Annotated in this window: 15 protein-coding genes; 3 read left to right on the forward strand and 12 right to left on the reverse strand. The window is 41.8% G+C overall.

All coding sequences use genetic code 11. The features are described from left to right. Positions 1 to 149: 149 nt before the first annotated feature. From SFC25_RS07740 to SFC25_RS07765, 6 genes are all read right to left on the reverse strand, one after another. A complete protein-coding gene (locus tag SFC25_RS07740) occupies positions 150 to 1103 on the reverse strand; it encodes a transketolase family protein (protein ID WP_411214715.1) in 954 nt (317 codons plus the stop codon). Next, a complete protein-coding gene (locus SFC25_RS07745) occupies positions 1100 to 1948 on the reverse strand; it encodes a transketolase (RefSeq protein ID WP_411214716.1) in 849 nt (282 codons plus the stop codon). Before SFC25_RS07745 ends, SFC25_RS07740 begins: the two co-directional genes overlap by 4 nt. Positions 1949 to 1977: 29 nt before the next feature. Next, positions 1978 to 3354: a PTS ascorbate transporter subunit IIC gene (gene ulaA / locus SFC25_RS07750; protein WP_411214717.1), complete on the reverse strand. Its 1377-nt coding sequence runs from the start codon at positions 3352 to 3354 to the stop codon at positions 1978 to 1980. A 21-nt stretch (positions 3355 to 3375) separates the two neighbouring features. Continuing rightward, entirely contained in the window at positions 3376 to 3660 is a 285-nt protein-coding gene (locus SFC25_RS07755; protein ID WP_411214718.1) for a PTS sugar transporter subunit IIB, read from the reverse strand. Between the two features lie 17 nt (positions 3661 to 3677). Then, entirely contained in the window at positions 3678 to 5738 is a 2061-nt protein-coding gene (locus SFC25_RS07760; protein ID WP_411214719.1) for a BglG family transcription antiterminator, read from the reverse strand. 483 nt (positions 5739 to 6221) lie between these two features. Next, positions 6222 to 6776: a TetR/AcrR family transcriptional regulator gene (locus SFC25_RS07765; protein WP_411214720.1), complete on the reverse strand. Its 555-nt coding sequence runs from the start codon at positions 6774 to 6776 to the stop codon at positions 6222 to 6224. Positions 6777 to 7188: 412 nt separating this feature from the next. Between SFC25_RS07765 and SFC25_RS07770 the strand changes: the two genes are divergently transcribed. Continuing rightward, entirely contained in the window at positions 7189 to 8685 is a 1497-nt protein-coding gene (locus SFC25_RS07770; RefSeq protein ID WP_411214721.1) for a glycine betaine uptake BCCT transporter, read from the forward strand. An 83-nt stretch (positions 8686 to 8768) separates the two neighbouring features. Here SFC25_RS07770 and bglA read toward each other — a convergent pair whose 3' ends face one another. Together bglA and SFC25_RS07780 are read right to left on the reverse strand one after the other, a co-directional pair. Next, on the reverse strand, positions 8769 to 10208 hold the full coding sequence (bglA, locus tag SFC25_RS07775; protein WP_411214722.1) for a 6-phospho-beta-glucosidase BglA: 1440 nt from the start codon (positions 10206 to 10208) through the stop codon (positions 8769 to 8771). A gap of 14 nt (positions 10209 to 10222) precedes the next feature. Beyond that, the gene (locus SFC25_RS07780; protein WP_411214723.1) at positions 10223 to 12124 is read right to left on the reverse strand and encodes a beta-glucoside-specific PTS transporter subunit IIABC; all 1902 of its coding nucleotides are present in this window, start codon (positions 12122 to 12124) and stop codon (positions 10223 to 10225) included. 167 nt (positions 12125 to 12291) lie between these two features. On the opposite strand from SFC25_RS07780, the gene SFC25_RS07785 reads away from it, so the two are divergent. Continuing rightward, the gene (locus SFC25_RS07785) at positions 12292 to 12999 is read left to right on the forward strand and encodes a GntR family transcriptional regulator (RefSeq protein ID WP_411214724.1); all 708 of its coding nucleotides are present in this window, start codon (positions 12292 to 12294) and stop codon (positions 12997 to 12999) included. Positions 13000 to 13199: 200 nt separating this feature from the next. Here the strand turns inward: SFC25_RS07785 and SFC25_RS07790 are convergent, their stop codons facing one another. Both SFC25_RS07790 and fumC read right to left on the reverse strand, forming a co-directional pair. Further along, positions 13200 to 14021, reverse strand: coding sequence for a bacteriochlorophyll 4-vinyl reductase (locus tag SFC25_RS07790; RefSeq protein ID WP_411214725.1), 822 nt, complete (start codon positions 14019 to 14021; stop codon positions 13200 to 13202). A 354-nt stretch (positions 14022 to 14375) separates the two neighbouring features. Continuing rightward, positions 14376 to 15764, reverse strand: coding sequence for a class II fumarate hydratase (gene fumC / locus SFC25_RS07795; RefSeq protein ID WP_411214726.1), 1389 nt, complete (start codon positions 15762 to 15764; stop codon positions 14376 to 14378). A 132-nt stretch (positions 15765 to 15896) separates the two neighbouring features. On the opposite strand from fumC, the gene SFC25_RS07800 reads away from it, so the two are divergent. Beyond that, the gene (locus tag SFC25_RS07800; protein ID WP_411214727.1) at positions 15897 to 16784 is read left to right on the forward strand and encodes a LysR family transcriptional regulator; all 888 of its coding nucleotides are present in this window, start codon (positions 15897 to 15899) and stop codon (positions 16782 to 16784) included. 164 nt (positions 16785 to 16948) lie between these two features. Here SFC25_RS07800 and SFC25_RS07805 read toward each other — a convergent pair whose 3' ends face one another. Both SFC25_RS07805 and sstT read right to left on the reverse strand, forming a co-directional pair. Beyond that, positions 16949 to 17422 (reverse strand): GNAT family N-acetyltransferase, encoded by a 474-nt coding sequence (locus SFC25_RS07805; RefSeq protein WP_411214728.1) that lies wholly within the window; start codon positions 17420 to 17422, stop codon positions 16949 to 16951. A gap of 111 nt (positions 17423 to 17533) precedes the next feature. Then, on the reverse strand, positions 17534 to 18784 hold the full coding sequence (gene sstT / locus SFC25_RS07810) for a serine/threonine transporter SstT (protein ID WP_411214729.1): 1251 nt from the start codon (positions 18782 to 18784) through the stop codon (positions 17534 to 17536). Positions 18785 to 18819: the final 35 nt, after the last annotated feature.

The raw sequence follows: 18819 nt of genomic DNA on the forward strand, positions 1-18819 counted from the left end.
CTTATAACCTATAAATCTGACAATATCAATAGGGATTATACCGTTTGCTAATTATTTTGACAAATCAACAGCTTGAACAATAACAAAAGAGATCAAGTGTTACTTGATCTCTTCGTTTAGGTACTTTATTAAAATGAACGTGTTGCTTATTATCTGGCTAACAATTTATTTGCTGCCTCCGCAATATCCTTATCTGTCAATTTATAAAACGACTTCAAATAATCAACTTTACCAACTTGCCCATACTGCTCCCGTACACCTATTCGATACATTGGCACCGGGTGATTCTCCGCTAATACTTCCGAGACCGCACTACCTAATCCGCCGATCACATTATGGTTTTCGGCCGTTACAATTGCTTTTGTCTCCTGGGCATATTCTGTGATTAACTCTGCATCAATCGGTTTGATGGAATACATGTCGATGACAGCTGCTTGAATGCCTTTCTCTTCAAGGATGTCTGCTGCTTGTAAGGCTTCTGCGACCATAATTCCAGTTGCAATGATTGTGACGTCTTTCCCATCTCGAAGCAGTTTTCCTTTACCATCTTCAAAGGTTTCGTTTTCCTTATAAAGCTTGATGGCATTCTTCCGTATTGTACGGATGTAGTGGATACCGCGCTCCTTTTCAATACGTCTAAGCAAGTATCCAAGCATGGTAGAATCGCTAGCTTCATACACATGGGCTTTCGGCACCAGCCTCATCAGCCCAATGTCCTCAAATGTCATATGAGTGCCGCCATTATGCTCTGCCGTAATTCCCGCATCAGACCCGAGGATCTTGATATTGGTTTTAGCATATCCACCAGAAACAAAAAGCTGATCAAATGTCCTCCTTGTGGCAAACTGGCCGAATGTATGCACATAAGGAATCTTCCCAGTAAGTGACAAACCAGCTGCCACACCCATCATGTTGGCTTCCATAATACCGCTGTTAATGAGCTGATTCGGTATCTCTGCCTTAATCTTATTTGTTGTTATAGCACTCATCAAGTCAGCTTCCAAAGCAATTACTTCCGGATTTGCTTTCGCCAGTTCCAGGATGGTTTCAGCATAGACCTGGCGCATCTCTCGTTTTTCCTTTTCATAAACAGTCGAGATCATTTTGCCACCTCCTGCTGCAGTTTCGTTTCCAGCTCATAGATTGCCTGTTCAATTGCTGCTGTATCTGATTCATTTGGTCTGATGTGATGATTATCCGTCAACTCTTCCAAATAACGAACTCCCTGCCCCTTGATAGTATCCAAGATGATAGCTACTGGTTTCTCCTTTTGACTAATACCTTTTGAGATTGCATGATGGATTTCTGCTACGTCACTTCCGTCCACTTTGCAAGAATAAAAGCCAAAGGCATCCATTTTTGCAGTAAAATCGATAGGGTCAATGATATCTTTCGTCAGACCGTCCAACTGCTTCTTATTATCATCAATGAAAACGAATAAATCGTGCAGTTTATGATGGGCAGCGAATTGGAAAGCTTCCCAGCATTGCCCTTCATTCAATTCTCCGTCCCCTACGATACAGAATGTCTTGTTCTTCCGCTCGGAGAGCTTATGAGACAATGCAACCCCTACAGCAGCTGATATACCTTGACCGAGCGAACCAGTGGTCATATCCACTCCTGGTGTGAGGTTTTTGTCTGGATGAGAGGGCAGTTTTGTTCCATTTTCATTTAGTGTATACAGCATCTCTTCAGGAAAATAACCTTTTACAGCGAGTGTCGCATATAGTCCCGGACCGCCATGGCCTTTGGATAGGATGAAATAGTCCCGATCTTTCCAGGCTGGATTCGCCGGATCAACTTCCATCACTTCGCCGTATAATACTGCTAACGTTTCAATGATAGATAAGCTTCCCCCATAGTGGCCAAACCCCAAATGATGAAGTTCTTTCAGTGTCTTCAACCTAATTTCATCCCGGAACCTTTCTACCTTCTCTTTATCCATCATCTATCTTCTCCCTTCTTGTTCAGCATCTATTAGGCACCAATCTGGTTGGAGTCATTCGTCTTTTTATTGCGCTTGAACAATCCGAAGACAACAGCCAAAACTACAAGACCAACAACCGTTATGGTGACACCTGCTGCACCGAACAGTTTCGCCACCTGTCCAAGTACAATGCCAGAAGCCGCAAAGTCTGCATCTGAGAATGTCGTGCTGGCAAAACCGAGATCTCCCAGTACCGGCATCAAAAATACCGGAAGGAAAGTAATCAATAATCCATTCGCGAATGCTCCAATAGTCGCTCCTCTTACACCGCCAGTGGCATTTCCGAAAACGCCAGCTGTAGCTCCTGTAAAGAAGTGCGGTACAACGCCTGGCAGGATGATAACCGCTCCTGCTAGACCGAGTGCCACCATGCCAACAATTCCTCCAAGGAAGCTGCAGAAAAATCCGATAAGCACTGCATTTGGTGCATAAGGGAAAACAACCGGACAATCCAAAGCTGGTTTAGAATTAGGAACTAGTTTCGTAGAGATACCTTTGAAAGCAGGAACAATTTCAGCTAGCACCAACCGGACCCCCGTCAGGATGACGAAAACACCTGCTGCAAATGTGACACCTTGGATGATAGAGAATACAATATAATGAGTGCCTCCACTTAATTCTCTCTCTACAAATCCCGGACCGGCAAATAGTGCGATGATGACATACAGCACAACCATCGTAAGTGAGATTGTAACCGAACTATCCCGCAAGAATCCCAGTCCTTTTGGAAACTTGATATCTTCGGTAGATCTGGATCCCTTTCCGACCACCTTGCCTACCACTCCGGAAAGCGCATAGCCTAAGCTGGAGAAATGACCAAATCCCACATTGTCATTGCCCGTTATCTTCCGCATGAATGGCTGACAGATTGCTGGGAAAGCAGCCATGATCAACCCTAGTGCCAAGGAACCGACAATGATAAGCGGAACTCCCTTCAGCCCTGATACAGCAAGGATTACAGCCAGCATGCAGGCCATATATAACGTATGGTGACCTGTTAGGAAAATGAATTTCAATCTAGTGAAACGCGCGATCAGAATATTGGCTAACATACCAAAGAACATAATAAATGCAGTTGTACTTCCATATTCCGTCAGAGCCATCGCCACGATAGCCTCATTGTTCGGCACGACACCATTTACATTGAAAGCATGCTGGAACATCTGCCCAAATGGATCAAGAGAGCCAACAATGATATTCGCACCCGCCGAAATTACTAAGAAACCAAGAAAGGTTTTCGTTGTGCCTTTAATAATCTCGCTGAGCGGTTTCCTCAGGATGATCAGTCCGACCAAGGAAATCAATGCAACCAATACTGCCGGCGTGCTAAGAATATCAATGACAAGCTTCAGAAATCTTTCGACCATTGTAATCTCCTCCTCTGCTCTTTAGGAAATGATGCCTTTCTGTTGAAAAACCTCTTGCAGTTTTGCCTTGATTCCGTCCATATCAATAATGCTATCTATCACGATTACTTCACCTAAGTGATGCATTCCCTCTGCGATATCCTTGGCAGCAATGAACAAATCCGCATCATCAGGCGTCGCGGAGCTCAGGTCTGAATGACTCACTTCCACTCCAGTGATTCCCAGATCTGACAAAACCTGCTGAACGTTCATCTCCAACATAAAGCTGCTTCCTAGTCCAGATCCGCAAACTGCTAGTATCTTCATGATTACTCCTCCAATTTTCAAGATATAGTTGAATAACTTTTAAATAGTGCAAGTATTTCTTCCTTACTATCAGATTCAATCAGTGTCGCAACATTATCTTTTTCACTTAACAGTTTGGTCAGCTGCGACAGTGCTCTTAAATGGGTTTTATTATCAATCGCCGCGATGCAAAATAACAATCGAACCCCTTTGGTTTGATCTCCAGAAAAATAGACAGGCTCCTTCAACTGGAGAAAACTCATTCCCACTGCATGTACACCCGATTCCGGTCTGGCATGCGGGATGGCAACATCCGGCCCAATCACGACATAAGGCCCCAGTTTTTCTATATTTTCTATCATGGCCTCTACATAAGATTGCGAGATAGATGCATTTTGCAGCAGAGGCTTGGCAGCGCAGGCAATGGCATCTTGCCAGCTCGGTAAACTTTCAGCGAGTTGAATCGTATCTTCATATAACAAGTCCTGTAACACTGGCTGATTCTCCTTTCTGCGTTCTGTTTTACGTTGGAACTGGAGTGTTCGCAGTATGTTTTCTAATTTTCTCTCATCATGGATGGTGGCATATCGGCTGATTTCCTGCAGAAGCTCTCTTACTGATACGCCATCGTATTGGATACCGAATAATGTTTCATACACGCCATTGACCAAAGCACTTTTTTCAGTAGGTGACATGATCGGTTTTACGTGAAAGCACGGGATCCTGGACTGTAAATCAATTGTTGAAAAAATAACGTCATAATCCATTACAGTCCTCTGTTCGAATTGACGAAGCGAGCATGTATCTTCGACCACAATCTCCGAGAATAAAGATTCAAGCATGTATTTCACCATCAGGGACGAACTTATTCCGCTCGGGCAGACAACTAGAGCTCTTTTCTTCCTTGGCATTTGCTGTGTCGGTTTTTCTAATAACGCGCCAAAATGAATCGTAATAAAACCCAGCTCTTCTTCCGAAATCACGATGTTCAGCAGATCTCCTACCGGTTGCATCAGTTCTTGAACAATCAGATACAGCTCTTCATGTTCATTTTTTATTTGCTCTATAAGCGGGTTGTGTATCGGAATACGATATTTCATCCGATAGTAAGCAGGTCTCAGATGTTGATAAAGAGTGCGTACAACATTAGCCCTTCGTTCAAACACAACAGCAGCCTTATTTTCAAAATCCAACACCAATTGTTCACACAGTCTATAAAGCAAGTCTCGTGTATTGTTTTCCTGCTGTATTTGGCCTAATGATAGAGCCAGCAAGTGAATGCTGAAATAACAGATTTCGTTTTCATCAAGCGGCAGTTGGAGCTTTTTAAATACAGAGAGTGTCACATCCCACATTGCATCCTGTTTCATAGTAAGAATTTCATCTTCATGAAAACGTACAATTTTGCCTTCACGAAGTCTGCAGGTATACAACATCAAAAAGTAAGTGAAATGATCCAGCCTTTCCTCGACAAACTGGAGCCCGAATTCCTTTTCCATAGTCTGTAATAGATCTTGCACATCTGCGGCTGTGACATCATTTAGATGTGCTGTAAGATGTTGTACTATTGTTGGGAAGACAGGATTTTGCAGCATCTTCGCTAAATGATTTTGTACTAGAATTCTTTTGTCCGCTTCAGTCCCTATGAGATGATAGCCATTCTGTCTTGTATATCGAATTTCTACAAGGAATGGGCTGATTCGCTGATTGGCGCGTTTGATATCAGCAACCACCGTATTCTTGCTAACTTGGAGCACATGAGTTAAATGATAGGATGATACTGGCTCCTTTCTTATGAACAAATACAGGTAAAGGAATTGCAATCGATCTTCTTCTGTTAAAACAAGCTGCTGAGCCCTTTGAATCAGCTGCTTCTTTTGATAACACTCCACCACCTCCTCAGGAACACGAATGAGTTGTGCACCCTTATATAAAATCTGCGGCAGCTGCTCTGCCGAAAGCCAGTCATTCAGCTTTTCCAAATCATACGTCAGCTGCCTTTTAGATAAATGAGTGAGATCCATGAGCTGCTGCAATGTAATGTGCTGTGAACGGATAAGCTGCTCAAGCAGGATGGCTGGGCGCTTGTCTAGCATCATTGGATTCACCTCCTGATTTCATTCTATAGTAAAGCGCTTACATTTTGACTGGTGATTCGGTACAAAAGTTGTATAGGCCGCAGTACAAAATTGGGATAACGAATTCCAATACTGCAGAACATGGCCAATAAAATAAGCTGACTTCAAGCCAGCCACTGCTAACTGCTGTTATCTGCACGTTTACAACCAGCGGCTTTGCCTTCTATCAGCTTTATATGTTTCCATAAAAAATACCCTCCAAATTAACACTCTGTATCACTTGAAGGGTGTCTTTTTCATGCTAGAGTCTTTTAATCACTGCAGCTTTATTTAAATAGTTAACAGGACAAAATTCTCCTGCTAACAAAAAAATCCGCGTTTCCATTATGAAATGAAATTAGTTGTACTCATATGAATTAAAACTCTCAAAACTTCTTTTCTTTGTTAAAAGCATACAAGCTTGTGTATAAATAAATCCATAACAGTCGTCCGATATGATAAAAATTACGATGTATGCTGAAAGAGTATTTTTGCCATTGCAATTGAGTAGTCTGCAGCTTTATCTGCCCCAATTAAAGTGGTCATGGATGTCGTTCCTTCAAGAAGCAGTGTCAGTTGATTGGCTAAATCCAATGGATTGTTATCCCAATTATCTTGGGCAAGCTGCTGAAAATATTGCAATAATCTTATCTTATGTTCTCTAGCAATGTTTTCAATTTCGTTATCAATCCCTGTATAGTCCTCTATTGCTCTCAGAAACATATCTCCTTTATAGGAATGTTCCTTTAACCAGCGACAGTGCGCTTCTACAGCTAAAATAAAAGGAGAACTTGAACCTTTCTCTATATAAGAATCCAAATAAGACCAATAGCGTTCTTCCCTTCGCTTCAGGACTTCTTCAACCAATTTATTTTTAGAAGGAAAATGGTTATAAAGCGTCATTGTCGCGACATTTGCTTCTTTGATAATTTGCTTAAGACCTACTCCGCGGAATCCATGCTCATAAAATAAGCGTTCCGCTACTTGTAGTAACATATCTTTTTTGGTAGATCGACTCATATGCACAACTGCTCCTTTAATTAAATAGACCTAAACTACAAATTACAACCTACAGTAATTACAAGTCAAACAATTTTTTTCTGCCTCCGAAAAAATCTTACCCTTCCTTGTATTTCACTAAGCAGATACGTATAAGCACAGGTGATGATAGCGGATCCACAATTTATTTAATGTGTCAAAAAAGTATTTTATTATGGGGCATTAACAATGCTGAAACAGCTTAATTGGTTGATTGGATGCACATCTTATGTTAAAAATAGAAAGGTCGTTCTATATATCTCAAATGAGTTACGATTAATTTTATGATTAATAACAGCTGCTTTAGAAAAAGCAACAGCATCAACAATACCATTTCATCATCGATAAAACAGCTGTTATTGGTCATACGCATTTTTGGAAGGAGAATAAATTTATGAATAAAGTAGGTAAAGTTTTTTGGATATCTTTAATCCTTTGCGCTATTTTTGTTCTTTGGGGTGTAATCGCACCAGAGAACATGGATTATATTACTACTGAAGCACAATCCTTTTTGACCTCGAAATTTGGCTGGTTTTATATTCTATCAGTTGCTATCTTTCTAATCTTTTCCATCTATTTGATTTTTAGCCGCTATGGTTCTTTGCGATTGGGAAAAGAAGGAGATAAGCCAGAATTCAAACGTATTACATGGTTTGCCATGTTGTTCAGTGCCGGAATGGGTATAGGACTTGTTTTCTGGGGTACCGCAGAACCGCTGGCTCACTATGCTGCACCGCCAAATGCAGATCCAGAGAGTATCGAAGCGGCTAAGAATGCACTGCGTTATTCTGTATTCCACTGGGGATTACAAACTTGGGGCGTTTATACAGTCATTGGTTTAGCGATCGCTTATTTCAAGTTCCGAAAAGGAGCTCCCGGACTTATCAGTTCGACCTTCCAGCCATTGATTGGAGACAGGACAAATGGATGGATCGGAAAACTGATTGATATCATTGCTGTATTTGCAACTATCTTCGGTGTTGCGACATCTCTGGGATTGGGCGCTTCCCAAATTGCCGGAGGATTGTCGTTCATCAGTGATATAAAGAATAATTTCGGTACACAGTTCATCATTATCATCATTGTTACCATTCTATTTATGGCATCTGCTTGGTCCGGCCTTGGCAAAGGAATCAAATGGCTGAGTAACGCTAATATTGTGCTGGCAGTACTACTTCTCTTGCTAACTTTATTCCTTGGGCCAACACAGTTCATTCTTAACACGTTTATCTCGACAATGGGATCATACGCGCAGTCCCTGCCTTCACTAAGTTTCCAGACAGGCTCATTCAATGATGATTTCAATGGCTGGGTACAAAGCTGGACGATATTCTATTGGGCATGGTTTATTGCGTGGTCACCTTTCGTAGGTACTTTCATTGCGCGTGTATCAAAAGGACGGACTATCCGTGAATTTGTAATAGGTGTCTTGTTCATCCCGTCCATCTTCTGCGCGTTCTGGTTTGTAGTCTTTGGCGGTACTGGTCTGTTCCAAGAAATTCATGGAATCAATACAGGGCTTACTGATCTTGCACAGGAACAATCACTATTTGGTGTATTTGAAGGATTGCCGATGTCTACCTTGCTTTCAGTCGTTGCCTTGTTCCTGATTGGCACATTCTTCATCACATCTGCCGACTCTGCAACATTCGTACTGGGTATGCAAACCGCAGGGGGAAGTCTCAACCCATCAAATAAGATCAAATTGACTTGGGGAATCATCCAAGCGGCAATCGCTTCTGTATTGCTGGCCACCGGCGGACTTAACGCCTTACAGACAGCTTCCATTGTCGCCGCGTTTCCTTTCGCCTTTATCCTCCTGTTCATGGTCTGGTCGCTCATGAAGGCTATGAATGAGGATTGGAAGAAGGAAAAACAAAGTAAGCGATAAGACTTATATAATGAGGAACTTAAAATCCTCGATGCATAAAAAGGACCTCTGGGAAGGTGTCTCCACCTCCAGAGGTCCTTTTTTTACAAGTTTTTTCCATTCGAAGCGATTACTTGCCTATACCAATCAAACGAATCTTTCTTAGAGCGTTTCATTGAACCATTTCCTTCATTATCACGATCAACGTGAATCATGCCATAGCGCTTTTTCATTTCACCAGTTGTGAAGGAAACGATGTCGATGATGCCCCAAGGCGTGTAGCCTAGCAGGTCGACACCATCATAGTTGACGGCTTTCATGAGCTCCTCGATATGGGAGCGCAAGTAATTGATGCGCTGCGGGTCGTGGATGGATCCGTCTTCTTCCACGGTATCTATCGCACCGAAGCCGTTCTCAACGATGAACAATGGAATTTGATAACGATCGTAAAAGCGATTCAATGTGTAGCGCAAGCCTGTTGGGTCAATGGACCAACCCCAATCACTTGCTTTGATATACGGGTTTTCCACACTTTTAGCCAGACTGCCATTTGTGTTATTCGTATCCTGCTCCACTTCTTTATCACTTTTGACTGTCGTACTCATGTAATAACTGAACCCAAGGTAATCCACTGTACCATTTTGAAGAATCTCATCATCGCCTTCTTCAAAAACAATGTCATAGCCTTCCCGTTCAAATTCCTTCAGTACATAGTTCGGGTAGTAGCCACGAACATGTACATCAGGGAAGAAGTAGCGTTCACGCATCAGCTCTTCTGCCAGCATCACATCGCTTGGATTGGAGGAATACGGATAGATCGGTACATGGGATACCATGGCGCCTATTTGGAATTCAGGGTTGATTTCCTTTCCTCTGCTAACAGCTAATGCACTGGCAATAAGCTCGTGATGACCAGCCTGGTACATCACTTCACGTGCATTTTCACCCTCTTTGACAGTTACACCAGAGTTTGTCCAAAGGAACAATGGGTTTTCAGTATCCATCTTGTTATTGATTTCATTAAAGGTCATCCAGTATTTAACTTTGTCTTTGTAACGGTTGAAGCACACTTCTGCGAATCGGACAAAGTGGCGGACAACCTCTCTGCTGCGGAATCCGCCGAATTCACGCGCCAAATGTAATGGCATTTCGAAATGGGAAAGTGTGATAACTGGTTCAATGCCATGCATTAATAGTTCATCGAAAAGATCGTCATAGAACTTCAAACCAGCTTCGTTCGGCTCTGCTTCATCGCCTTTTGGGAAGATACGTGTCCAGCCGATGGATGTACGCAAGCATTTAAGACCCATCTCTGCAAATAACGCAACATCCTCTTTGTAGCGATTGTAGAAATCAATAGCTTCATGGTTTGGATAAAACTTATCCGGTTCTACCGTTTCAGTAAGTTCCCGGGGCACACCGTGTGCACCGGCTGTCAAAACATCAATAACGCTTGGTCCTTTGCCATCTTGATTCCAGCCACCCTCAAATTGGTGGGCGGCAAGTGCGCCGCCCCATAAGAAGTCCTTCGGTAATGTACTCATCTCTCTATCTCCTCCTATTTCACAACCGTCAGCAAGTCATTGCCTTGCGTTGTTGTCTCTGTTTCGTCAATGATGATTTCTTTATAATTAGCTGGATTGGTCACAATGATGGGCGTAATCGTCTGCACACCTGCAGCTTCAATCGCTCCTATGTCAAACTCACTCAATATATCTCCTTTTTTCACACTGTCTCCTTCTTTCACATGCAGTGTGAATGGTGAGCCATCAAGTTTAACTGTATCAAGTCCAACATGGATCAATACTTCCGCACCAGACTTGGAGCGTAATCCGATTGCGTGCTTTGTTGGTGCGAGCATTACAATCGATCCGTCAAATGGCGCATAAACTTTATTTTCACTCGGCTCAATCGCCAGCCCTTTCCCCATTGCACCCGAACTGAAAACTTCATCCGGTACTTCTTCCAATGCAAGCAATTTACCGCTTAACGGCGCATGAACCATTTCTTCATTATTTTCCGCTGCAGATGCTTCTGCTTTAGCATCGCCCGTACCTGCTGCAACGCTGCTGTCAGCTTGTTCTGCAGTATCTTCTCCGAACCCGAAAATCTGGATAAGAATGATTGGCAATACAATAGCGATAGCTACCCCAATCAAAATGCCCCATATACTCATTGGGTAGTCTGAGCTAATACCATTTACAATCGTTAATGGTCCTGGCAGTCCCGCATAAGCAAAATAGAATGGATTGAAGAAACTTGCGACAATTGCTCCAACTGCGCCAGAGATACAACCAATGATAAATGGTTTCTTAAATCGCAGTGTTACACCATAGATTGCTGGTTCCGTAATACCGAAAATACCGGTAATACCTGCCGAAGTACCAATTCTTTTCACTTCTTTACTTTTCGCTTTTAGGATAACGCCGATAACCGCACCAACTTGGGCGATAACTGCAATTGTTTGATAAGCTTGGAATGAATCGCGGCCGTATAGATCATAATTTGCAAGCGCAAGCGGTGTGATTCCCCAGTGTACGCCGAAGATTACGATAACCTGCCAGAAAGCTCCGATAATTGCTCCTGCAAGCCATGGAACATTTTCAGCTAAGAAATTGTATCCGTTTGCAATTCCGTTCGCACCCAATGTCGTAATGGGACCAATAACTATAAGCGTCAACGGAACAATAACTAAAATACTTAGCAAGGGAACTAAAATCGGACGAACAACCTCGTGTATGCGTTTGTTCAAGAAGCACTCCAAGTAGGAAAGGATCCATACCAGGAATAATGGCGGTAAAACTGATGATGTATAGGTTGTCTCTGTTAAAGGCAGCCCAAGGAAATTCATGCTGTTTCCATCTGCAATGCTGGCAGCCATTGTTGCCCAGTCAGGACTGACAAGTGCCGCAGTAGCCGCCACCGCGATATACATATTCGATTTGAAATGTCGGGACGCTGTTATGGCAATGAAAATCGGCAAGAAGGTAAATGGCGCCCATGAGATAAAGCTCAATACCTGATACGTGCTTGTCTCTGCAAAGCTCGGGAATGGCAAGTTGATTAAAATAAGTGCACCTTGCAGAATACCTGCAGCTGCCAAGATATAGATGAATGGTGCAAATACAGCAGACATCGTCGCAATGATACGGTTCAAAATCGAACCTTTTGGCTTATCATCGTCACTATCGGATGTATCTAAATTCACCAGTTTCGCAAACTCATCATATACATCACCGACATGCTGACCAATAACTACTTGGAACTGCCCGTTGTTCTCTACTACAGTAATAACACCCGGAAGACTATTAACCTCTTGTTTAGCCGAAGGCTTGGATCGTTTCAGCACTAAACGCAACCGTGTAGCACAGCGGGTAGCGTTTACAATATTCTCTTCCCCACCGACAGCCTCCAATATATCTCCAGCAAGTTTTGGATAATCCCTTACTTTTTCAGCCACTTGGAACACCTCTTTTTCGTTTAGTATACGCTTACATTATAATTATACCGGTATAATTTATCAAGTATAAACTAATAAAATTAATAGTGCACTATAAAAAAGTAGGGTTTTCGTTAAAGACTTAGTGTGCTAAAATCGCTCTATCTAAACAAATAAGGAATGTAGCTATGTTAAAATATCAGCAAATCGCCAATGAAATCCAACAGGATATCGAAACGAAGGATCTTCCGCAGGGTACTAAGCTACCCGTGCTGGAAACTTTGATGTCCCAATACAAAACAAGCAAAAGCACCGTCATCAAAGCACTCAGCCTGCTTGAACGAAAAGGGCTCGTCTATCAAGTACGCGGCAGCGGAATCTTTGTCCGGCGCCGCAGCCGCAAAGGCTACATCAGCTTCTCGAACCAGGGATTCAGTGACGAACTGAGCGGATTTGATATTTCAGCCAAAGTGCTGGAGCTTGATATCCGGAAACCATCAGCTGAAGTCGCCTTCAATCTGAAAATTGATCAGGAAGATGACGTCTATTACGTCAAACGGATTCGTTATATCAACGGTCAAACACTTTGTCTCGAAGAATCCTATTACAATAAAGCAATCGTCACTTATCTGAATAACGAAATTGCAACAGGGTCTATCTTTGACTATATCAGCAATGCCTTAGGCGCCAAGATCGGCTTCTCTGATTTGTATGTGCATATCCAGAAGCTGAATGAAGATGAGGCACAGCTTCTTGGACTTCTTGCAGGTGATCCAAAACTATTTGTGGAAACAATATTCTATTTGAACAATGGTCAGCCGTTCGACTTCTCACGTATATCGTACAATTACGAGCAGTCGCAGTTCTTCTTCCAGTCGACTGGGTATTCTTTGTAATGGAACAATTCAATTAAGAGTAGGTAAACGGGACAACATAACTCCACCAAAATCAAGAAGCAACCAAGTGCATAAGCTGCCTGGTTGCTTCTTTGTGTCTGAATCTTACGTTCATTCAAAGTATTATTTTTGTATTCTATATATTCTCAATGATAATTTACCAACTTCAAACTTCTGTTAACTATTAATTTAATTAAAAATTAGGACTTATTTAAGATTTTATTTTCTAACTCAATAAAGTCTGCATCAATGATTTCTGGCATTTCTTTCTTTATTTGATTAAAGTCATTTTTCAAGTCAGTCCCAGAATAAGTCATTGACTCATAGAAAACATCATTTAAGCGATTACCCATTTTTTTCATTGATGTATATGTAAGACCTCCAGAAACTACTCCCCCTAAAACAGGTACTACTTTCGCAAAACTCTTAGCAAATGAGTCCTTTGTCATTTTAACCCCTATCATAGCAGCGATTTTTTTAACTATTGGATAAATTAAAGTTTTAGTTAGTGCTTTTTGAGGCAACTTCTTAAGTATTTGCTGAGAAAGCTTGGAAGAAAAAACTTTTAATATAGACGCAGATCCGCCAACTCCAAACATTACGCCGAGAAAAAGTATAAGCTCTCCTTTTACTCGTTCCATATCGATTTGGTTATCTTGCCACATATCTTTGTAACCATACAAATATGCAAGTTCTTGAGCTAATCTTAACGCCACTCCAAAAAATTGAATTGTATCAGCAGGAATTGTTGCTGCCATAGCAACTCCCCCTGGAAGCCCCGCAGCAAAAGAAGCAGTTGATGTTTGTAAAGTGCGTTTCTCTACTATTGATTTTGCAATTCTTTTTAATTGACTTGAAGAAATATTAGCTTCTATAGGCCCTTTTTCTAGTACTAATTTTAATTGATCTGCACTAATTTGATCTGCAAGAGTTTTAGCAAGAAACTCATTTCTATTTACTTTTACACCTGGTAATTTTAAAGCATTTGAAATAATAAGTTCAACTGATGTACTTTCAGCCATATACTAACCTCCTATTTTCTAACAAAGTAATTATTATTTCTCAATTTTAACATATTTATTGTTCATTTTATCTTACGTTTTTCCTATGATATTTTTATTGAACATTTATATTTCTTTATTTTTAAGGAAAAAGTACTGTGTATTTACAGCGTAATTAAATAATTGGATTGCACAACAGTTTTCGGTCGGACAAGTATAGCAAGGTATAAACATCATTTATCTTGATTAAATAATTCTGGAACCAAAAATAAACAGCCAATCGCCGAGTTAATATCGTCAATTGGCTGTTTAATGCTTTTTAGTCTCTTTCTGAGTTAGTAGCTTCATTCATTTCTACAAAAATGGTTTTCTTAGTTAGATATTCGGTTTAACCATTTCCTCCGGCTTCACCATCTCATCAAACTGCTCCTCTGTCAGCAGCTCGAGTTTCATAGCGGCTTCTTTCAGTGTAAGTCCTTCTTTATGTGGAAGCTTAGCGATTTTCGCCGCGTTTTCGTAACCGATATGTGGATTCAATGCTGTTACCAGCATTAAGGAATTTGTTAGATTATCCTGTATCGTTTGCTCATTAGGCTCAATGCCTACTGCACAGTTATCATGGAAAGATACCATGCTGTCACTCAAAAGCTGAACAGACTGCAAAAAGTTATAGATGATCACTGGTTTGAATACGTTCAATTCGAAATTACCCTGACTTGCTGCAAATCCGATCGTCGCATCATTTCCCATGACTTGGATTGCTACCATAGTCAATGCTTCACATTGAGTCGGATTAACTTTCCCTGGCATGATAGAGCTGCCCGGCTCATTTGCAGGGATGATAATCTCGCCGATACCGCAGCGTGGGCCGCTTGCCAGCCAGCGTACATCATTGGCAATTTTCATTAAATCGGCAGCTAGTGCTTTTAATGCACCATGAGCGTATGTCATTTCGTCATGGCTTGTTAAAGCATGAAATTTGTTTGGTGAGCTAAAGAATTCCTGCTCTGTGAATTTGGTGATCTCTTCTGCTACAGTGTCACCAAACTGTGGATGGGCATTGATGCCTGTTCCTACAGCTGTGCCACCAATAGCTAAGGCGCGTAGTTTCTCTGTTGCTTCGGTAACCATTTCCTTTGAACGATCCAGCATATGCACCCAGCCGCTGATTTCTTGTCCGAGCGTTAACGGTGTAGCATCCTGCAGATGAGTACGGCCAATCTTCACGATGTTATGGAACGTTTCCGCTTTTTTATTCAGCGTATCACGCAGCTGTTCCACTGCCGGAAGCAGCTGTTCATAAACAGCTAGTACACCAGCAACGTGCATCGCCGTTGGGAATGTATCATTCGAGCTCTGACTGCGGTTCACATCATCATTCGGGTGCACTACTGTTTCTGAACCTTTTTCTTTCAATAATGCAGTAGCAAGATTTGCAACCACTTCATTCATGTTCATATTACTTTGCGTACCGCTTCCTGTCTGCCATACAACAAGAGGGAAATTATCATCGTACTTACCCGTCAGGATGTCATCACAGACCGCAACAATAGCGTCAGCTTTTTCTCTATCCAGGTTTCCAAGACGCTCATTAGCTATTGCCGTGCTGCGCTTCAATATAGCAAATGCCTTCACTACACGCTCTGGCATTCTTTCTGATCCTATTTTAAAATTCTCTTTACTTCGCTGTGTCTGTGCACCCCAGAATTTATCTGCTGGTACTTTTACTTCTCCAAAAGTATCTTTTTCAATTCTGTATTCCATGGTAATCCTCCTCAGATTTCTTATATCTTTTACCATATAAAAATCGTAACACTCTATCTCTATAATGTATAATGCATAACAAATATGTTTTTAATTACTCTATGTAATACATCATCGTTGGAGGCTTTCAGTATGGAATGGGAACAACTCGAATATTTTCAAACACTAGCACGCGAACAGCATGTCACAAGAGCTGCTCAGATTCTATCCATTACGCAGCCAGCTCTCTCCCGTTCGATTGCCCGATTGGAAAGCCAAATTGGTACACCGCTTTTTGATCGCCAAGGCAGAACGATCAAATTGAATAAATATGGTGAACTCTTATTAAAGCGAGTCGATCTCATCTTAAAGGAATTCCAGGAAGGAAAAGACGAAATCCAATCTTTGCTCGACCCGGACAAAGGAGAAATTTCACTTGGATTTCTGCACACGCTCGGCACAACAATCGTGCCCAATATTATTGCAGCATTTAAAGAGGAATATCCGCACGTCCGTTTTCATTTGAAGCAGAACCACTCAAATTGGCTGCTTGAAAACTTGCATTCCGGCGACCTGGATCTTTGTCTGCTTGCATCATTCCCCGGGGAATCTAAAATGGCATGGACGCCATTATGGCAAGAGGAGCTTTTCTTATTCTTTCCGAAAGATCATCCATTAGCCAAACGGGAATCTATCACTTTAGAAGAAATTGCAGACGAGCCCTTTATCCTCATGGAAGAAGGCTATGCATTACGCGTAACAATTGATTCAATCTTCGAACAGGTCGGTCTTGTCCCTAAGATTATGTTTGAAGGCGAAGAGGTGACGACGATTGCCGGTTTCGTCGGAGCTGGGATGGGCATTTCCATTCTTCCTGATGTGAAAAGCTTGGATCGAACGAAAATCGCTAGGGTTCGAATAAGCTCACCAAGGTGTGAGCGGACAATCGGTATCGCCAGTATGGAAGGGAAATTTTTATCCCCTATTGCGGAGAAGTTCAAGCAATATATTGTGGAGCATTTCCATCTAACAGATACATAAAAAAAGAAGCATGTGCAATTTCGCATGCTTCTTCTCTCAATCAATTATTGTAACCACACAAGTACTCCTTTAAAGTCATTTGACATACGGTTCGGATTTTCTTACAAAGCTTCCCCTTCAATACCGATAAAAAGATGTATATCACATCTATCCCCCATAAGTCGTTATTCAAATGAACTTGTATGGAACTTCTGAACAAACACCCTATTTTCGTATACTTCCTCCATCTCTCCTTTTGTAATATCAGAGACTATATTCCTCCAAAAAGCTCGAGCTGGTTGATTATTTTCAATTTGAGAGACATTCCAGTACCCGTCGAATGCTTTGAAAAGTTTTCTAGCAGCTGCTTTTCCAAATCCCATCCCTTGATAACCAGCTAATATGAAGAACTCAAGCACCGTATTTATCTTCCCATCACTTTCTATGAGTGCAAATCCGATGACTTCAGCTTCCAGACAGATAAAGTAAGCATGATGTGTTTCTCCCTCCCAGTACTGACTCAGGTCAAAGGGCTTATACATACAGTCGCTTTCAAGTTTAATCTTCGGGATGTATTTACTGAATTCGTAAATGTAGAATTGCATAAGGTTATGAAGCAGTGCTTCTTCGGACTTCTTTACTTTTCTTATATGTACCATGTCTAGTCTCCAATATTCTAATATACTTACAATTTAACTAATTATAACAAAGGAAGAGTATCCTTTCTCGAAATGGAAAAACTGCATCTTATTAAAGATGCAGTTTTAGATTTAAGCTGTTTTATTATTAACGTTGATCTTGATCTTCTCTCCAGCTTTTCTTCTTTCCTTGAACTCAGCAGCTGCAGTGAACAATACATCAGTAGACGAATTCAAAGCTGTTTCAGCCGAGTCTTGCACGACTCCGATGATGAAGCCTACGCCTACTACTTGCATTGCCACGTCAGCCGGGATACCGAACAGGCTGCTTGCGAGCGGAATCAAGAGTAAGGATCCCCCAGCCACGCCAGAAGCACCGCATGCACTAATAGCTGCTAAAACACTTAAAAGGATGGCGGACACGATATCGACTTCGATATTCATCGTGTGGACAGCTGCAAGCGTTAAGACAGAGATTGTAACTGCTGCACCCGCCATATTGATCGTTGCACCGAGCGGGATTGATACGGAGTAGCTATCTTTGTTCAAGCCAAGTTTTTCGCTAAGTTTCATATTCACTGGTATATTCGCTGCGGAACTCCGAGTAAAGAACGCTGTTACACCACTCTCTTTTAAGCAAGTAAGCACCAGCGGGTAAGGATTCTGTCTGACCAGCATGTAAACAATAATGGGATTTACAACCAGCGCTACGAAAACCATGCACCCTAGGAGTAACGCGAGCAACTGTCCGTAACTTGCTAGGGACGATAAACCATTTTCAGAAATGGATGTGAAAACAAGGCCTAAGATTCCGAGTGGCGCAAACTTGATCACCCATGTAACTACTTTTGAAACAGCATCAGATAAATTGGAGATGACAGATTTGGTTGTATCCGATGTATTGCGCAATGCCAATCCGAAGAGGATAGCCCAAGCAAGGATACCGATATAGTTCGCGTTTACGATTGCATTGACCGGATTATCTACGATATTCAGCAGCAAAGTCTGCAGTACTTCGGCAATACCTCCAGGAGCTGCCGCTGCATCCTCAGGACGATCTGCAAGTGATAGGCTGAGCGGAAAAATAAAGCTAGCTGCAACAGCCACTACTGCAGCAGCAAAAGTGCCGACAAGATAAAGCACTATGATTGATTTCATATTCGTCTGCTGTCCTTTTTTGTGCTGGGCAATTGCTGCCATGACCAAGAACAACACAAGTACAGGTGCAATCGCTTTTAATGCACCAACAAACAAAGTACCTAGAAGCGTGACAGGCTGTGCAGCATCCGGAATCGTAACTCCTAATATAATACCGACAATAAGACCAATAATAATTTGCTGCACTAAGCTTAACCGATTCCACAGTTTCAAAGCATTCCTCATGAAAATCCCCTCACTATCTTTTGCTGTACTAAGGG

It is taken from the genome of Terribacillus saccharophilus (assembly GCF_046592595.1).
In the GTDB taxonomy this organism is placed as follows: domain Bacteria; phylum Bacillota; class Bacilli; order Bacillales; family Amphibacillaceae; genus Terribacillus; species Terribacillus saccharophilus_C.

Coding starts and splice junctions, on each gene's coding strand:
- SFC25_RS07740 (WP_411214715.1), bottom strand. CDS start 1,103: ATGATCTCGACTGTTTATGAAAAGGAAAAACGAGAGATGCGCCAGGTC.
- SFC25_RS07745 (WP_411214716.1), bottom strand. CDS start 1,948: ATGATGGATAAAGAGAAGGTAGAAAGGTTCCGGGATGAAATTAGGTTG.
- ulaA (WP_411214717.1), bottom strand. CDS start 3,354: ATGGTCGAAAGATTTCTGAAGCTTGTCATTGATATTCTTAGCACGCCG.
- SFC25_RS07755 (WP_411214718.1), bottom strand. CDS start 3,660: ATGAAGATACTAGCAGTTTGCGGATCTGGACTAGGAAGCAGCTTTATG.
- SFC25_RS07760 (WP_411214719.1), bottom strand. CDS start 5,738: ATGATGCTAGACAAGCGCCCAGCCATCCTGCTTGAGCAGCTTATCCGT.
- SFC25_RS07765 (WP_411214720.1), bottom strand. CDS start 6,776: ATGAGTCGATCTACCAAAAAAGATATGTTACTACAAGTAGCGGAACGC.
- SFC25_RS07770 (WP_411214721.1), top strand. CDS start 7,189: ATGAATAAAGTAGGTAAAGTTTTTTGGATATCTTTAATCCTTTGCGCT.
- bglA (WP_411214722.1), bottom strand. CDS start 10,208: ATGAGTACATTACCGAAGGACTTCTTATGGGGCGGCGCACTTGCCGCC.
- SFC25_RS07785 (WP_411214724.1), top strand. CDS start 12,292: ATGTTAAAATATCAGCAAATCGCCAATGAAATCCAACAGGATATCGAA.
- SFC25_RS07790 (WP_411214725.1), bottom strand. CDS start 14,021: ATGGCTGAAAGTACATCAGTTGAACTTATTATTTCAAATGCTTTAAAA.
- fumC (WP_411214726.1), bottom strand. CDS start 15,764: ATGGAATACAGAATTGAAAAAGATACTTTTGGAGAAGTAAAAGTACCA.
- SFC25_RS07800 (WP_411214727.1), top strand. CDS start 15,897: ATGGAATGGGAACAACTCGAATATTTTCAAACACTAGCACGCGAACAG.
- SFC25_RS07805 (WP_411214728.1), bottom strand. CDS start 17,422: ATGGTACATATAAGAAAAGTAAAGAAGTCCGAAGAAGCACTGCTTCAT.
- sstT (WP_411214729.1), bottom strand. CDS start 18,784: ATGAGGAATGCTTTGAAACTGTGGAATCGGTTAAGCTTAGTGCAGCAA.